This window comes from Maritalea mobilis, assembly GCF_019800885.1.
GTDB lineage: Bacteria > Pseudomonadota > Alphaproteobacteria > Rhodobacterales > Rhodobacteraceae > Roseibacterium > Roseibacterium beibuensis.
Genome location: NZ_JAHVKE010000001.1, coordinates 305,244 through 320,051 on the forward strand (window position 1 = coordinate 305,244; position 14,808 = coordinate 320,051).

Annotated in this window: 15 protein-coding genes; 5 read left to right on the top strand and 10 right to left on the bottom strand. The window is 65.1% G+C overall.

What is annotated here, in order from left to right:
• Nucleotides 1–47: 47 nt before the first annotated feature.
• On the top strand, nt 48–1,328 hold the full coding sequence (locus tag KUV65_RS01515) for a pre-peptidase C-terminal domain-containing protein (RefSeq protein WP_222187102.1): 1,281 nt from the start codon (nt 48–50) through the stop codon (nt 1,326–1,328).
• 69 nt (nt 1,329–1,397) lie between these two features.
• On the opposite strand, the gene tpiA is transcribed toward KUV65_RS01515, so the two are convergent.
• Nucleotides 1,398–2,147, bottom strand: a complete 750-nt coding sequence (tpiA, locus tag KUV65_RS01520; RefSeq protein WP_222187103.1) for a triose-phosphate isomerase — start codon at nt 2,145–2,147, stop codon at nt 1,398–1,400.
• Between the two features lie 86 nt (nt 2,148–2,233).
• Here tpiA and KUV65_RS01525 point away from each other — a divergent pair, with 86 nt between their 5' ends.
• Nucleotides 2,234–3,142, top strand: a complete 909-nt coding sequence (locus KUV65_RS01525; protein WP_222187104.1) for an isopenicillin N synthase family dioxygenase — start codon at nt 2,234–2,236, stop codon at nt 3,140–3,142.
• 39 nt (nt 3,143–3,181) lie between these two features.
• Here KUV65_RS01525 and KUV65_RS01530 read toward each other — a convergent pair whose 3' ends face one another.
• The 5 genes from KUV65_RS01530 to rimK form a co-directional block, all read right to left on the bottom strand.
• A complete protein-coding gene (locus KUV65_RS01530) occupies nt 3,182–3,550 on the bottom strand; it encodes a TfoX/Sxy family protein (protein WP_261331562.1) in 369 nt (122 codons plus the stop codon).
• Entirely contained in the window at nt 3,507–3,896 is a 390-nt protein-coding gene (locus KUV65_RS01535; protein WP_222187106.1) for a HesB/IscA family protein, read from the bottom strand. Before KUV65_RS01535 ends, KUV65_RS01530 begins: the two co-directional genes overlap by 44 nt.
• A gap of 52 nt (nt 3,897–3,948) precedes the next feature.
• Nucleotides 3,949–4,632, bottom strand: coding sequence for a DUF3307 domain-containing protein (locus KUV65_RS01540; protein WP_222187107.1), 684 nt, complete (start codon nt 4,630–4,632; stop codon nt 3,949–3,951).
• Nucleotides 4,633–4,757: 125 nt separating this feature from the next.
• The gene (locus tag KUV65_RS01545) at nt 4,758–5,120 is read right to left on the bottom strand and encodes an SUF system Fe-S cluster assembly protein (protein ID WP_222187108.1); all 363 of its coding nucleotides are present in this window, start codon (nt 5,118–5,120) and stop codon (nt 4,758–4,760) included.
• 99 nt (nt 5,121–5,219) lie between these two features.
• Nucleotides 5,220–6,614, bottom strand: coding sequence for a 30S ribosomal protein S6--L-glutamate ligase (gene rimK, locus KUV65_RS01550; protein WP_222187109.1), 1,395 nt, complete (start codon nt 6,612–6,614; stop codon nt 5,220–5,222).
• A gap of 220 nt (nt 6,615–6,834) precedes the next feature.
• On the opposite strand from rimK, the gene KUV65_RS01555 reads away from it, so the two are divergent.
• Both KUV65_RS01555 and tgt read left to right on the top strand, forming a co-directional pair.
• On the top strand, nt 6,835–7,905 hold the full coding sequence (locus tag KUV65_RS01555) for a hypothetical protein (RefSeq protein ID WP_222187110.1): 1,071 nt from the start codon (nt 6,835–6,837) through the stop codon (nt 7,903–7,905).
• A gap of 43 nt (nt 7,906–7,948) precedes the next feature.
• A complete protein-coding gene (gene tgt, locus KUV65_RS01560) occupies nt 7,949–9,079 on the top strand; it encodes a tRNA guanosine(34) transglycosylase Tgt (RefSeq protein ID WP_222187111.1) in 1,131 nt (376 codons plus the stop codon).
• Between the two features lie 56 nt (nt 9,080–9,135).
• On the opposite strand, the gene KUV65_RS01565 is transcribed toward tgt, so the two are convergent.
• Entirely contained in the window at nt 9,136–10,836 is a 1,701-nt protein-coding gene (locus KUV65_RS01565) for a hypothetical protein (protein ID WP_222187112.1), read from the bottom strand.
• Nucleotides 10,837–11,174: 338 nt separating this feature from the next.
• Between KUV65_RS01565 and lon the strand changes: the two genes are divergently transcribed.
• Entirely contained in the window at nt 11,175–13,574 is a 2,400-nt protein-coding gene (lon, locus tag KUV65_RS01570) for an endopeptidase La (RefSeq protein ID WP_222187113.1), read from the top strand.
• A 114-nt stretch (nt 13,575–13,688) separates the two neighbouring features.
• On the opposite strand, the gene KUV65_RS01575 is transcribed toward lon, so the two are convergent.
• The 3 genes from KUV65_RS01575 to KUV65_RS01585 form a co-directional block, all read right to left on the bottom strand.
• Nucleotides 13,689–13,907, bottom strand: coding sequence for a hypothetical protein (locus tag KUV65_RS01575; RefSeq protein ID WP_222187114.1), 219 nt, complete (start codon nt 13,905–13,907; stop codon nt 13,689–13,691).
• A 38-nt stretch (nt 13,908–13,945) separates the two neighbouring features.
• Nucleotides 13,946–14,167 carry a hypothetical protein gene (locus KUV65_RS01580; RefSeq protein WP_222187115.1) on the bottom strand — a complete coding sequence of 74 codons (222 nt, stop codon included), beginning with the start codon at nt 14,165–14,167 and terminating at the stop codon, nt 13,946–13,948.
• A 204-nt stretch (nt 14,168–14,371) separates the two neighbouring features.
• Nucleotides 14,372–14,803: a tail fiber domain-containing protein gene (locus KUV65_RS01585; protein WP_222187116.1), complete on the bottom strand. Its 432-nt coding sequence runs from the start codon at nt 14,801–14,803 to the stop codon at nt 14,372–14,374.
• Nucleotides 14,804–14,808: the final 5 nt, after the last annotated feature.

Consider the following 14,808-nt stretch of genomic DNA (forward strand, 5'->3'; position numbering starts at 1 on the left):
CCTGGGCCGGTGGACTGACCACGCCCCGGCTCATTGGAGGAATTGCGATGAAATTGAATTTGAGCGCAGCCGCAGCCGGGGCCATTCTGGCCTTTGCCGGTGCGCCCGTGATGGCTCAAGGCGTCGAGTGCGGCGGCATCGGTCCGGGGGGCACCTGGATCGGCGGGTCGCCGGAGCAATCCGATATCGCTGCCGCGACGGGCGCTCTCGTGTTGACGGGGCAAGAGGTCCCCTCGGGCGGCAATGCCGTGGCCCTGTTCTCGCTGAGCCAGCCCATGGAAATCCGGGTCGAGGCGCAACCGGCGCCCGGCGGCGACTCGGTGATCGAGCTTTACGACGCCTCGGGGGCGCTGGTTGTGACCGACGACGACTCGGGCGGGGGGCTGGCCTCGCGCGCGGAAACCCCGCTTCAGCCGGGCGAGTATTGCCTTGCCACGCGCGGTTTCGGCGGTACCGGCCTGGTCGCGGATATCGCTGTCGGCCAACTGACGCATGCCGCGATCACCGAGGGCCTCTCGGGCGGGTTCGTCGGCGGTGGCGATGTCTTCCCGCCGGATGGCCCGATTTTCGTAGGCATTGACCCGTGTCTTCCCGACACGCCCGCCACGATGCTGGGGGCCGGACCGCTTGCGCCTGTTCTGGACGAGGGCGGGGCCGAGGCGACCAACACGATCAGCGGTGTTCCCTATTACCGCTTCACGCTTGGCGCGCCGGAACCCCTGACGATCCGGGCCGAGAACCCCAGCGCCGATCCCTATATCTACATCTTCGACGGGCAGGGGACGCTGCTGGCCGAGAACGACGATTACCAGAGCCTCAACAGCCGGATCGATTTCACCGAGCCGCTGCCGGCGGGCGACTATTGCATCGGGATCCGGGCGCTCTCCAACCCGGACTTGCCGGTGACCGTGCGCGTGATGCGTTACGACCAGCAGGCTGCGCTCAACGAGCTTTATGCGTCGGGCGAGGCCGCGCCGCCGATGGACGGCTCCTGGCCTTTCGTCGACATGGGGCCGCTGCCGCCGCGCGCGGTGCGCGACGCACAGGTGTCTGGCCGCAACGCCGAATGGTTCGCCTTCGAGATGCCATCGCGCGGGATGCTCCTGATCGACGCGGTCGAGGTGACCGACAGCGACCCGATGATCGCCCTGTTCGATGATCTGGGTCGCGAGATCGCCTTCAACGATGACGCGAACGGGACGCTCAACAGCCAATTGGCCGTCCGCCTCGATCCGGGCCGCTACTTGCTGTCGGTGGTGCAGTATTCCGAGGGTTACCAGGGCATCATCCGGATCGCGACGGAACGGTTCGTCCCCGCGACCGAGTAAGCCGGCAAAACCAGAAAGGGCCGCCCGCGACGAAAGCGGACGGCCCTTTTCGTTGGACTGTACCTTGGCTCAGGCCTGTTCCAGCGCGTCGATGATCCCGCCGAAATCCGCGGCCTTCAACGAGGCGCCCCCGACCAGCGCACCGTCGACATTCGAGACGGCAAAGATGTCGGCCGCGTTCGAGGGTTTCACCGACCCGCCGTAAAGCAGACGGACCGAGCGCCCGACGCCGGTGCCGAAACGGCGCTCCAGCTCGGCCCGGATGTAGTCATGCACCTCGCCGATCTGGTCCAGCGTCGGCGTGCGGCCGGTGCCGATCGCCCAGACGGGCTCATAGGCCACGACAAGGCTTTCCCCAGTCGACAGGTCGGGGATCGACCCGGCCAATTGCCCCGAGATGATGTCGAGCGTGTTGGCGGCATCGCGCTCGGCCTCGGTCTCGCCCACGCAGATGACGCATTTCAGACCGGCCGCCAGCGCGGCGCGGGCCTGTGCCCGGACCATGTCGTTGCTCTCGCCATGGTCGGCGCGGCGTTCGGAATGGCCGAGGATGACATAGGTCGCCCCCGCATCGGCCAGCATCTCGGCCGAGATGTCGCCGGTATGCGCGCCCGAGGCTTCGGGATGGCAGGTCTGGCCGCCGACGGCGATCTGCGCATCGCCGATCCGCTCGGCCATCGCGCCAAGCAGCGTCGCGGGCGGGCAAAGCAGTACCTCGACAGAGGCCGCGCCATGTTCGGCCACCAGCGTGTCCACCTCGGCCAACGCCGCGCGGGTGCCGTTCATCTTCCAGTTTCCAGCCGCCAGCTTGACGCGCATGCCACTCACTCCTTGTCCTTTGTCCCCTTGGGATGGCAAGGAAGCGCCAAGTGGTCAAGGCGGCCATGAGGCAGGGGAATGATACGATGATCCCGAAAATCGACGCGGCGGCACTGGCGCGCGGGGAGGCCGAGGCCATGGCGCAGGTGCGCGAAGGGGCTTTCGAGACCGGCTTTCTCACGCTGGAAAACACGGCGCTGACGCCCGAGCGCGTGTCGCGGGTGATTGAGACCTACCGCGCCTTCTTTCACCTGCCCGAGGCCGAGAAGGCCGGTGTCGACATGGCCGCCACCGGATCGAACCGGGGATGGGGCGCCTCGCGATCCGAGCAGGTCGATCCGACCGCGAACCCGGATTACAAGGAGGTGTTCGACTGCGGCATCACGCTGCCCGAGGGCGATCCGCTGACCAGCATGCAGTTCTACGCCCCGAACCGATGGCCGGATGCGCCCGACGGCTTCCGGGCCGTGGTCGAGGGGTATTTCGAGGCTGCGCGCGGCGTCGCGCTGGACCTGCTGTCGGGGATCGCGCGGGCCATCGGCGAGGATGGCGACTATTTCGCGGACAAGTTCTCGCGTCCCATGGCGCTTTTGCGCGGCAATTACTATCCGGCGCGGCCCGGTTGGGCGGGCGACAAGGATTTCGGCATCGCCGCCCATACCGACTATGGCTGTGTCACGCTGCTGGCGACCGATGGTCAGCCGGGGCTGGAGGTTGAAATGCGCGACGGCTCGTGGCTGGGCGTGCTGGCCGACCCGGGCACCTTCGTGGTGAATTTCGGCGAAATGCTGGAGATGTGGACCGGCGGGCGCGTGCGCGCCACGCTTCATCGTGTCGTTGGCGGGCCGGACGAACGGATCTCGGTGCCGCTGTTCTTCAACCCCAACCATGACACGAATGTCGCTCCGATGGGGTCGAGCGACGTGATCCTTGCCGGAGAGCATCTCTCGCGGCGCTACAACGAGACCTACGTCCATTTGCAGGCAAAAGGGTAACCGGGGGCGGTGCGCAGAGGCGCGCCGTGTTTGTCCAGTCTAAAGATGCGTCAGCGCGCGGCGCGCCCAGTCGCAGGCAAGATCGGGATCGTCCAGCGCCGCGTCCGGCATAGACCAATACGGCATCTGCGTAGGCGCTTTCCCCTCGCGCTGGTAGGTCCAGCGCGTGCAGCCCTCGGCCTCCAGAACGTCGATCATCTCGCCTGCGCCCTTCAGCCAGAGCGAACCGTCGCTCATCAGGATCGCGAAGATCGTGCCCTCGTGATACAGGCACAACCCGCCCATCATCTTTCGCGTGGTGATGTTGCCAAGGTCCGAGAACAATTCGACCGCGTGGTCGATATCGGCCCGGCCGACGGCCAAGTCAGTCGCCTTGCGCGGCGGCGCGTTCGGCTTCCAACTCGTCAAGTTCCTTGAACTTGATCGACTCGCCGCAGCCGCAGGCATCGGTCACGTTCGGGTTGCGGAACTTGAAGGACGCTTCCAACAACGACACCTCGTAGTCGATCTCGGTCCCGAACAGGAACATCTGCGCCATGGGGGCGATCATCACCCGCGCGCCATCCTGTTCGACCACCTCGTCATTGGCGTCGATCTCGGTCACGTAATCCATGGTGTATTCCATGCCCGCGCACCCGCCTTTCTTGATTCCGATGCGCAGCCCCTTCGTGCCGCCCTGCGCCATAAGCTTCGCGATCTGCTTGGTCGCGGATGGGGTAAGGGTGACGGCCTGCTTGCCGGGAATAGAGAACATCGGAAAACTCCTGCGCGTGTCACGCTGAATGTAGGGGCTGTGGCCGCGCCGCTCAACCGGCGAGAAGGGTGGGCGCAAACATGGCCAAGGGGATCGCGGTACCAAGGCCCCAGGCGAAACTGACGAGGGTCCCCAGGACAAGGCGCCGCCGCGCCTCGGAATTACGCTCTGCCCAACTGCGCCAGGCGTAGATCAGCTTGATGCCGATGACCGGCAGAACAAGAACCGGCAGCCCCATCAGAAGCACGACGCAAAAGGCCGCGCGTTCCATCCAGCCCAGCAGAATACCTTCGTGGGAGGGCGGCGCCTTGCGCGCGACAAGGGTCAGAACGGCATATTGTCCGCCACGTGCTGCGAAGATGATTCCGGCCAATACCAGGTAGATAATGGGCAAGGTTGAAGTGTTCGAGAGCGGGCTTTCAGCCCAGAGGCCCGGGGCAAGCAGTGTCACCCCCACGATCGAAGTAAGATGCAGCACCTGGTCCGCGATATAGGCCGGCAGACCCTTGGGCAGGCCAAAGGTCTTGAGTAGGTCGATCAGCAGATGTGCCCCGGTCAGCGCCAGGAACCATGGCGAAAACGTCCATGTTGTCAGCAGCATGGCGAGGAAAACCAAAGTGATATGCGTGCCGAGGGCGAGGGGGCGGCGCTTGTTCTCGACCAGCCATGTCGTCTGCGCGAGGTAGTCGGCGATCACGTGGGCGAGAAACAGTGCGGCGAAGGTCTGTGTGGCCATGTCTGGATCAAGGTCCTCCGTCGCGGCACGCGTGGCGCACCTCCGTCTTGCGACCTGATCATGGCGTGCAGGAAACGCCCCGTCCAGTCTTGGCGGGGCGCTGAAAGACTAAGGTTTTCCGCTGTTTACATGAAGCCCAGTTCGAGGCGGGCCTCGTCGGACATCATGTCCATACCCCAGGGCGGATCCCAGGTGATCTCGACATCAACCTGTTTGACGCCATCGAGCGGTTCGATCGAGTCGGCCAGCCAGCCGGGCATGTCGCCGGCCACCGGGCAGCCCGGGGCGGTCAGCGTCATGGTCACGTGAACCTCGTTCTCGGGCGAGATGTCGATCGTGTAGATGAGGCCGAGGTCATAGATATTCACCGGAATCTCCGGGTCATAGACCGAGCGGCAGGCCTCGACGACCTGGTCGTAGAGAGGATGATCCGTCGACGACGGCTTGATCAGCGGCGTGCCTTCGAGATGCTCTTGCTGGTCGCTCATGCTCTGTGCCTCATTGAGTATCCGACCATTTATATAAGGAGTATCTCCGGGGGCGTAAACCCGCGCGAGACGCGTTTGAATGCGGCGAAGGGGAAAGGGTTAAGCGCCCCGCCGTTTGCGCACGGGTTGTGGCCGTACATGTTTCTCGATCGCGTCGAACAGATGCGCCGCGACGTTCTTGCCCGTCGCTTCCTCGATGCCTTGCAGGCCGGGGGAAGAGTTCACCTCAAGCAGTTTCGGCCCGTCTTCCGAGCGCAGCAGGTCGACCCCGGCCAAACCGAGTCCGAACAGCTTGGCCGATTTCAACGCCGCCTCGCGCTCGGCCTTGGTGATCCGCACGGCGCTTGCCTTGCCGCCGCGATGCAGGTTCGAGCGGAAATCGTCGCCGCCCGCGGTGCGTTTCATGGCGGCGACGACCTTTCCGTCGACCACGAGGCAGCGGATATCCTCTCCGGCGGCTTCTTTCACGAAGCTTTGCACAAGGAAATTCGCCTTCAGCCCGCGAAAGGCGTCGATCACCGATTGCGCGGCCTTTTTGGTTTCCGCCAGCACGACGCCTTTTCCTTGCGTCGATTCCAGCAGCTTGATGATCAAAGGTCCGCTGCCGACCAGCCCGATGATATTGTCGGTATCCTTGGGCGAAGCGGCGAAGGCGGTCTGCGGCATGCCGATCTTGTGGCGCGCCAGCAACTGGTGGGCATGCAGCTTGTCACGGCTGGCGGTGATCCCGGCCGATCCGTTCACGCAATAGGTGCCGATGGTCTCGAACTGGCGCAGAACGGCGGTGCCGTAGGAGGTGACGCTGGCCCCGATGCGCGGGATCACCGCGTCATAGCGGGGCAGGCGGGCGCCGTCGTAGTGGATTTCGGGGGCCAGCGCATTGATCGCCATGTAGCAGCGCGTCGTGTCGATCACCTCGATCGTATGGCCGCGTTCCTCGCCCTCGGCGACAAGGCGGCGGGTCGAGTAATTGTCCTCGCGGCTGAGGACGGCGATGCGGAGTGCGCGCTTCGGCGCGGCCTGTTTCACGCGGGCCGTGCTGTAGATGTCGTAGCTTAGCTTTTCCTGGCAGAAACTCTCGGCCGGCGCGACGACCCAGTCGGACTGGATCGCCTGCCGTCCCAGCAACATCCGGTAGGCCATCGTACCCCGGTCGGTAAGCGTCACCTCGATCGGGGTCGAGGTGCCGCCAACGGCAAGGTCCGTCTCGATCACGTAGCGCAGTTCCGCCTCGCCGTTGGAACTTGTCACCTCGCGCCGGTCCTTGATGGGGGCCGAGCAGGCGATGGTCAGGTCCGTGCGGCCGGGGACGGGATGCACGGCGAAGCGCACCTTGGGGCGGTTGATGGAGCCGAAAGTTTCGATATCGAAGGCATGAAGGGCCGAGGTCCGCGCGCCGGTATCGACCTTGGCCTTCAGCGCGGGCAGGCCGAGGCCGGGCAGGGCGACCCATTCTTCCCATCCAAGTCGAAGGGGCGTGTCACTCTCGGTCATGCGGTGTCCTTTGCAGGGGCGTTGTGCCAAGGCCACGGCGGGCGCGGTGCGGGCCGTGCGACATGTCGATGGCTTGGCGGGGGCGGAATCGCTCGTCAGGATCGAAGGCGGGTTCGGCGCGACAAAAGCACGGGGGCACATGCGGCGCAACAGGACAAGACGGGCAATCCGGCGCGGTGTGATCTCCGGGCTATTGGCCCTGTCGCTATCAGGATGCGCTATGGGGCCAGCGGGCCCCGAGGCCGGCCATGACGCCCGTGCCGTAGCCAGCGAGATGCACGGCACGCCGGTCGTGGCACGCGATGCCACCGACCTGACCCTTGCGCCCTTCGAAGAGGCGCTTTGGCCCGATTTCCTGAACCGCATCTCGCTCGACCCGTCGCGCGATTACGTCATCCTGGCGTACCTTCCGCCGCGCGTGCCCTTCGACATGCGCGGCCCGGACCTCGCGCGGCAAAGCCTCGTGCGGCTTCTGTCGAACCCGGTGGCGGTGGCGATGTCCCCGGCCTGGATCGGGCACCTCGCGGTGGCATGGCAGTGCGATGGCCGTCAGGGCGTGACCTCGCATAGCGGGGACAGGGACCGCCGGGCGCTGCGCCTGATGGCGCAGGGCTGGGGCCTGTCGGCGGTCTTGGCGACTTACGATACCGGCGGGATGGTGCCCGAGGCCGATTTCCCGGCGGCGCAGGACAGGGCCTTCGCCACCGGGCGTGGTGCGGTTCTGGCCGTCGAGGTGGAGAGCACCGACTGCCACGCGATGCGCCAACGGCTGGCAGGGTTCGCAACCTCCGAGCGCGCCCGGCGCTACGGTCTGCTGGAAGACCCCTGGAATGGCGGCGGCGCGGGGTGCCTCAGTTTCGGCGCGTATCTCGCCGACGCCGCAGGCCTTCCCGTGCTTGCCAGCGAAAGGATCTATCGTCAGGTGCCCATCCCCTCGGACCTTGTCGGCCTGCGCGCGGTTCGGGACGGCGTGAACCCGTACCGGCCACCGGGCCTGTCGGGACACGTCCCTGCGCGGCCCGTGTCCCTGCTGCGCTTGTTGCGCGACCCGTGGGCCGGGCCAGAGGCCGAGGATCTGCGTCTGCCGGATGGAGAGGCGGTATTCGCGGCCCTTGTGGCGCCGCGCGCGGGTCTCTCCGGCGACGGGGATTGGCGCTTTTCCCGGATGCTGCCGGAAAGCGATCCGCTGATCGGACGGGCGGCAGGGCGCGCGCGCGACTGGGCGGCGCGCTTTCCGGTGCGGCGGATCGCCGACCCGGGCGGCGTCGCGGCGCTGGTGCTGGAACACTAGGGCAGGGCTTGGCAAGCGCGGTCCGATACGCCACAGAGCGGCCATGACAGAGCGTTTCTCCTTCACCCTCAAGGCCACTGATGGGCGTGCCCGCACCGGCGTGATCGATACGCCCCGTGGCCAGATCCGCACACCGGCCTTCATGCCCGTGGGCACGGCGGCGACCGTCAAGGCGATGATGCCCGAAAGCGTCGCGGCCACCGGCGCCGATATCCTGTTGGGCAACACCTATCACCTGATGCTGCGCCCGACCGCTGAACGCATCGCGGCGCTGGGGGGCTTGCACAGGTTCATGAACTGGTCCGGCCCGATCCTGACGGACTCGGGCGGTTTCCAGGTGATGAGCCTCGCCGACCTGCGCAAGCTGACCGAAGAGGGGGTGACCTTCCGCTCCCATATCGACGGCTCAAAACACATGCTCAGCCCGGAACGCTCGATGGAGATCCAGAGGCTTCTGGGCTCCGACATCGTGATGTGTTTCGACGAATGCCCCGCGCTGCCGGCCGATCGCGACCGCATCGCGCAGTCCATGCGTCTGTCGATGCGCTGGGCCGAGCGCTCAAAAGAAGCCTTTGGCGATCGGCCTGGACACGCGCTCTTCGGCATCCAGCAGGGGGGGCTTGAACAAGACCTGCGCGAAGAAAGCGCCGAGGCGCTGAAGGAGATCGGCTTCGACGGCTACGCCGTGGGCGGCCTTGCCGTGGGCGAGGGGCAGGAGGCGATGTTCGGCTGCCTCGACTACGCGCCCGAGATGCTGCCCACCGACAAGCCGCGCTACCTGATGGGCGTGGGCAAGCCTGACGACATCGTCGGCGCGGTCAAGCGCGGGATCGACATGATGGATTGCGTCCTGCCGTCACGCTCGGGACGGACAGGGCAGGCCTTTACCCGCCGCGGCGTCGTCAACATCAAGAACGCGCGCCATGCCGATGATCCGCGCCCGCTGGACGAGGCCTGCACATGCCCCGCCTGCACCGGGTATTCGCGGGCCTACCTGCACCACGTCTTCCGCGCGGGAGAGATCATCAGCTCGATGCTCCTGACATGGCACAACCTGCATTACTACCAGGAGCTGATGGCAGGCATGCGCGCCGCCATCTCGGACGGGCGCTTCGATGCGTGGGAGGGCGACTTTCACGCTCTGCGGGCCGAGGGCGATATCGACCCCCTTTGACGAAAAACGCCCGCCCATCCCTTGGACCGGCGGGCGCAAATCGGATCACGCCGGGGTCACGGCGTGCATTGCAGGCGCACGACGGAGCCGTAGCCAGCCTCGGCATCGGCATGGGCCGCCCGGCTGATACCGTCGCCGCAGTCATAGACCACGTCATACTCCTTGGCGCAGCCGACAGCCGGATCGCCGATCACCGTGTAATCCACGCGGTAATCGCAGGTGGCCTGCCCGTTGCACTGACCCGCGATATGGCCGGTGACATTGCCCTGCGGCACGCCGCAATTGGCGCCATAAGTTGCCGACAGCACGTTGATCCGGCCAAAGCCCGTGGCCGGGGGTTGCGGTTGCGGCGGCTGGGGTTGCGGCGTGCCCGAACCCGAGGCGAAGGTTTCGAGGTTCAGCGTCGCGTTGCAGCTGTTGCCGCCGAAGGTGCCGACCCAGATGTCGAGTTGGCCATTCAACTGCGAGGGTTGGGTCAGTTCGATCCGCGGATCAAGGTTGCCATCCCCGTCGTCGTTGTAATGCCAGCTTCCGTCGGCGGCATAGACCAGCATCGTCGAGTCGCAGGACGCATCGACATCCAGCACCAGGCGATAGTTCTGCATCCCCGACAGGTTCAGCGTGTAATCCGGCTGCGCGTTGGCATATCCGCCACCGCCGATGCCGCAAGTCGAAACGCGGGTCGATCCGCCGGCAAGGACGCCGAGGCTTTGACGCGAATACAGCTGGCTGCCGGTGTAGTTCAGGACGGTGCCGTTGAATGCCGGGTTGGGACAGCCGCCAGCCTGCGGAGGTTGCGGCTGCGGGGGTTGCGGCTGTGGCGGAACCGGTGTGATGGCGCCGCCTGCGCGCAGGTTCAGCGTCCCGCTACAGCTGTTGCCGCCATAGGTTCCGACCCAGACATCGACACGCCCGTTCACCTGCGAGGGCGAGGTCAGCGACAGGCTCGGATCGAGGTTGCCGTTGCTGTCATCGTCGAAATGCCAGCTGCCATCGGCGGCGCGCACCAGCATCGTCGAGTCGCAGGAGGCATCCACGTCGAGGAACAGCGGGTAGGACCCCATCCCCGACAGGTAGAGATTGTAGTCCGGTGCGGCGTTCACGTAGCCCCGCCCGTCGATCCCGGGGCAAGACGACAGCGGGGTCGATCCCGCCGCAAGAACGCCAAGGCTTTGGCCGTTGAACAACTGGCTGGCCGTGTAGCTGACCGCCTGCCCGCCATAGTTCGGGTTCGGACATCCGGCCACCTGCGGCGGTTGCGGCGGCACCGGCTGCGGTTGCGGCCCGCTGAGGAAGGTTTCAAGGGCAAGTGTCGCAGCGCAGGATGTGTTGGAATAGGTGCCGACCCAGACATCGACGCGCCCCTCCAGATGCTGCGGCAGGGTCAGGTCCATCTCGGGCGTCAGCCCCTCGCCGCCGTCATCGTTGAAATGCCACGACCCGTCCGCGGCATTGATCAGAAGCGTCGAGTCGCAGCTGCTGTCCACGTCGAAATTCAGCCGATAGCCCTGCATCTGGCTCAGGAAAAAGGTGAAATTGGGCTGCGCGGCGGCATAGCCCCGCGCGCCCGGGATGCCGCAGGACGACAGCTGGTAGCCCCCCGTCGCCGTGGTCGACAGAACCTGCCGGCTGTAAAGTTGGCTGCCGGTGTAGCTGGCCGTTGCGCCGGTATAGGCGAGATTGGGGCAGGCGAGGGCACCTCCCGCGCCCAACAGACCCAACGCGGCCCCGAAAAGGACCGATGTTCTAATGCGCATGTCATTCCTCCCAGAGAGTGTGAGCACGGCGCAAATATTACACTGGAAACAATTTCAGGCGCATGACTTGGGTCAATGTGCGGCGGTGGCGGGCCGGATGGCCGGGGCAGGCGTGCAGGGGGCGCTTTCCACAGCATTTTGTGTGCGCGCCGTGCAAAACCGCTATCCCTCCCTTGCGTGGCGGGCGGTGGCGGAGCATGCTGATGGGCAAACCGGCGCCTTGGACCGCTTGAAACACCCCAATGCGCGCCCCAAGTTATGACATCCTTACCCGGAAGGGGCCGGGGCTGCTGCCAAGTCAGGGCCGGGCCCCCTTGCCAAGAACCAAGGAAGGCAACATGCCAGACCAGAACTCGACCTATCCCGTCCTTCCTCTGCGCGACATCGTGGTGTTCCCCCACATGATCGTGCCGCTCTTCGTCGGCCGCGAGAAATCCGTCCGCGCCCTGGAAGAGGTGATGCAGGACGACAAGCAGATCCTCCTGTCGAGCCAGATCGACCCGTCGGTGGACGACCCCACGCCCGAGGGGATCTACCGCGCCGGTGTGCTCGCCAACGTGCTGCAATTGCTCAAGCTGCCTGATGGCACCGTGAAGGTGCTGGTCGAAGGCCAGAAGCGTGTGCGCATCGAGGAATTCACCGCCACCGACGATTATTTCGAAGCCCGCGTGATCGAGCTTGAGGAACGCCTTGGCGATCCGACCTCGGTCGCGGCGCTGACCCGGTCGGTTTCCGAGGAATTCGAGAAATACGCCAAGGTCAAAAAGAACGTCCCCGAGGATGCGCTTGCCTCCGTCGCCGAGGCGCAGGACCCCGAGATGCTGGCCGACCTCGTGGCCGGTCACCTCGGCATCGAGGTGGACCAGAAGCAGGATCTTCTGGAAACGCTCGACGTGGCCGAACGGCTGGAGAAGGTCTTTGGCCTGATGCAGGGCGAAATGTCGGTCCTGCAGGTCGAGAAGAAGATCAAGACGCGCGTGAAATCGCAGATGGAGCGCACGCAGCGCGAATACTACCTCAACGAACAGATGAAGGCGATCCAGCGCGAGCTGGGCGACGGTGAAGAGGGCGGCGAAGTGGCCGAACTCGAAGAAAAGGTCGCCGCCACCAAGCTGTCGAAAGAGGCGCGCGAAAAGGCCGAGGCCGAGCTGAAGAAGCTCAAGAACATGTCGCCCATGTCGGCCGAGGCCACCGTCGTACGCAACTACCTCGACTGGATGCTGTCCATCCCGTGGGGCGTCAAGTCGCGCGTGAAGAAAGACCTTGGCCGGGCGCAGGACATTCTCGACGCCGATCACTACGGGCTGGAAAAGGTCAAGGAACGCATCGTCGAATACCTTGCCGTGCAACAGCGCTCGAAAAAGCTGAAGGGGCCGATCATGTGCCTCGTCGGCCCGCCGGGCGTCGGCAAGACGTCGCTTGGCAAATCGGTCGCCAAGGCCACCGGACGCGAATTCATTCGCATCAGCCTGGGCGGCGTGCGTGACGAATCCGAGATCCGTGGCCACCGCCGGACCTATATCGGCTCGATGCCGGGCAAGATCATCCAGGCCTTGAAAAAGGCCAAGACGACGAACCCGCTGATCCTGCTCGATGAGATCGACAAGATGGGCCAGGATTTCCGGGGCGACCCTGCCTCGGCCATGCTTGAGGTGCTGGACCCCGAACAGAACTCGACCTTCGTCGACCACTATCTCGAGGTGGAATACGACCTGTCGAACGTGATGTTCCTGACCACGGCGAACTCCTACAACATGCCCGGGCCGCTTCTGGACCGGATGGAGATCATCCCGCTGGCCGGCTACACCGAGGATGAAAAGCGCGAGATCGCGATCCGCCACCTGATCCCCAAGCAGGTGAAGGATCACGGCCTGAAGTCCAAGGAATTCGAGCTGACCGAGGCCGCGCTGACCGACGCGATCCGCTACTACACGCGTGAAGCGGGCGTTCGGAACCTCGAACGCGAGATCGCCAAGATCTGCCGCAAGGCGCTGACCAAGATCCTGAAGAAGGAGGAGGAGACGGTGACCGTCACCCCCGCCAATCTCGAGGATTTCCTTGGCGTGCGCCGCTTCAAGTTCGGCCTCGCCGAAGAAGCGGACCAGATCGGTGTCGTGACCGGGCTGGCCTGGACCAGCGTCGGCGGGGACCTGTTGTCGATCGAGGCGTTGCGCCTGCCGGGCAAGGGCCGGATGAAGACCACCGGCAAGCTGGGCGACGTGATGAAGGAATCGATCGACGCCGCCGCCAGCTACGTGCGGTCCATCGCGCCGTCCATCGGGGTAAAGCCGCCGCGTCTGGACAAGTGGGATATCCACGTCCACGTCCCCGAGGGCGCCACGCCCAAGGACGGGCCGAGTGCCGGCATCGCGATGGTCACGTCCATCGTGTCGGTGCTGACCCAGATCCCGGTGAAAAAGGACATCGCCATGACCGGCGAGGTCACGCTGCGCGGCAACGTGCTGCCCATCGGTGGGTTGAAGGAAAAGCTGCTGGCCGCGCTTCGCGGGGGCATCACCACGGTGCTGATCCCGGCAGAGAATGAAAAGGACCTGCCCGAGATCCCCGACAACGTGAAGAAGGGGCTGACCATCATCCCCGTCAGCCACGTCTCGGAGGTTCTGGAGCAGGCCTTGACGGCCAAGCCGGACAGCATCGACTGGGACGAGGAGGCCGAAGAGGCCGCCGCCGCCCAAGCCGCGCTGGACAACAAGGGGCAGGGCGCGACTGCGCACTGACCTCGCGGCCTTCGCAGACAAAAAGAAAACCCCCGCCGGATCGGTCCGGCGGGGGTTTTTCTTTACACAATCAGAAGCTTGGTCCGGTGGCTAGAGCGACGCAAGCCCCCAAGCCTATTGCGGCATGTATCCATTACCGGTGCTGCCGGATGCTGCGAAGATAAACAGGATCATCGCCAGGATCGGAACGATCAGGTGATGGGTGCGCGTCTCGACATCATCGTAGATCGTCTGGGTCGACATCTGCGGCACCAGTTCCGGCGCTTCGGCTTGGGCGACGGTGCCCGTGGTGAGTGTCGCAGCGACTGCGACGGTGGCGAGCAATTTCTTCATGGTTCAGACCCTTTCAATGCGGCTTGCATCCGAGAAAATTAGAAACCTTCGATGTAACCGTTACCGGTGCTGCCGGATGCTGCGAAGATAAACAGGATCATCGCCAGGATCGGCACGATAAGGTGATGGGTGCGCGTCTCAACATCATCGTAGATCGTCTGGGTCGACATCTGCGGCACCAGTTCCGGCGCTTCGGCCTGGGCGACGGTGCCTGTGGTGAGCGTCGCCGCGATTGCGACGGTGGCGAGCAGTTTCTTCATGACATCCCCTCTCGTGTCGGGCCTGAGGCCTTCAAATTTTGTCCGGAGGAGGTGCACAGCCAAAAAGCTCGATAACCTGAGCAACTCCCCCAGCCGCTCGCCCGTAGGAAAAAGGCGATTCTTCCTGTAAAGCCATTCCCACACACCGCTTTGTTGCGTTTTTGCCTAGCTCCTGTGACCGGAATCCTACACTTCGCCCGGCGATCAATCCGCGACCGGCGGGACAAGCCCCAGCTGCTCGTAGTTCACCGCCATGTAGCCGTAAGGCAGGGCCACCACCGCCTCGGGCGTGTGGGCAAGCACCTCTTGCGCCAAGACGCCGGTGTGCACCTCGTCGGACCAGAGATAGCGGTACTCGTAAAGCGTCAGGCCGTTCCCGGCGGTTCCGACAGGTGTGATGTCGCGCTTCAGGCGCGCGTCGCTGGGTTGCAGGCCCGGGTTTCCGCCGCCCGAATGCAGCGCGGCGGCGATCAGGAGCACGGCAAAGATCGGAACGAGGATCTGGTGCGAGCTGTCGGCCGTGTCCTCGATGATGACCGCGGGCGGCATCGCGGGTTGCGGGGCGGTGCCCCCGGCGAAAGCGGTCGAGGTGGCGAGCGTCAGGCTCAGGGCGGTGGCGGTCAAGAGACGAGGCATGAAAC

Bases quoted from the DNA above. Each gene is read 5' to 3' on its own strand.
- KUV65_RS01515 (WP_222187102.1), top strand. From the start codon at position 48: ATGAAATTGAATTTGAGCGCAGCCGCAGCCGGGGCCATTCTGGCCTTT.
- tpiA (WP_222187103.1), bottom strand. From the start codon at position 2,147: ATGCGCGTCAAGCTGGCGGCTGGAAACTGGAAGATGAACGGCACCCGC.
- KUV65_RS01525 (WP_222187104.1), top strand. From the start codon at position 2,234: ATGATCCCGAAAATCGACGCGGCGGCACTGGCGCGCGGGGAGGCCGAG.
- KUV65_RS01535 (WP_222187106.1), bottom strand. From the start codon at position 3,896: ATGTTCTCTATTCCCGGCAAGCAGGCCGTCACCCTTACCCCATCCGCG.
- KUV65_RS01540 (WP_222187107.1), bottom strand. From the start codon at position 4,632: ATGGCCACACAGACCTTCGCCGCACTGTTTCTCGCCCACGTGATCGCC.
- KUV65_RS01545 (WP_222187108.1), bottom strand. From the start codon at position 5,120: ATGAGCGACCAGCAAGAGCATCTCGAAGGCACGCCGCTGATCAAGCCG.
- rimK (WP_222187109.1), bottom strand. From the start codon at position 6,614: ATGACCGAGAGTGACACGCCCCTTCGACTTGGATGGGAAGAATGGGTC.
- KUV65_RS01555 (WP_222187110.1), top strand. From the start codon at position 6,835: ATGGGGCCAGCGGGCCCCGAGGCCGGCCATGACGCCCGTGCCGTAGCC.
- tgt (WP_222187111.1), top strand. From the start codon at position 7,949: ATGACAGAGCGTTTCTCCTTCACCCTCAAGGCCACTGATGGGCGTGCC.
- KUV65_RS01565 (WP_222187112.1), bottom strand. From the start codon at position 10,836: ATGCGCATTAGAACATCGGTCCTTTTCGGGGCCGCGTTGGGTCTGTTG.
- lon (WP_222187113.1), top strand. From the start codon at position 11,175: ATGCCAGACCAGAACTCGACCTATCCCGTCCTTCCTCTGCGCGACATC.
- KUV65_RS01575 (WP_222187114.1), bottom strand. From the start codon at position 13,907: ATGAAGAAATTGCTCGCCACCGTCGCAGTCGCTGCGACACTCACCACG.
- KUV65_RS01580 (WP_222187115.1), bottom strand. From the start codon at position 14,167: ATGAAGAAACTGCTCGCCACCGTCGCAATCGCGGCGACGCTCACCACA.
- KUV65_RS01585 (WP_222187116.1), bottom strand. From the start codon at position 14,803: ATGCCTCGTCTCTTGACCGCCACCGCCCTGAGCCTGACGCTCGCCACC.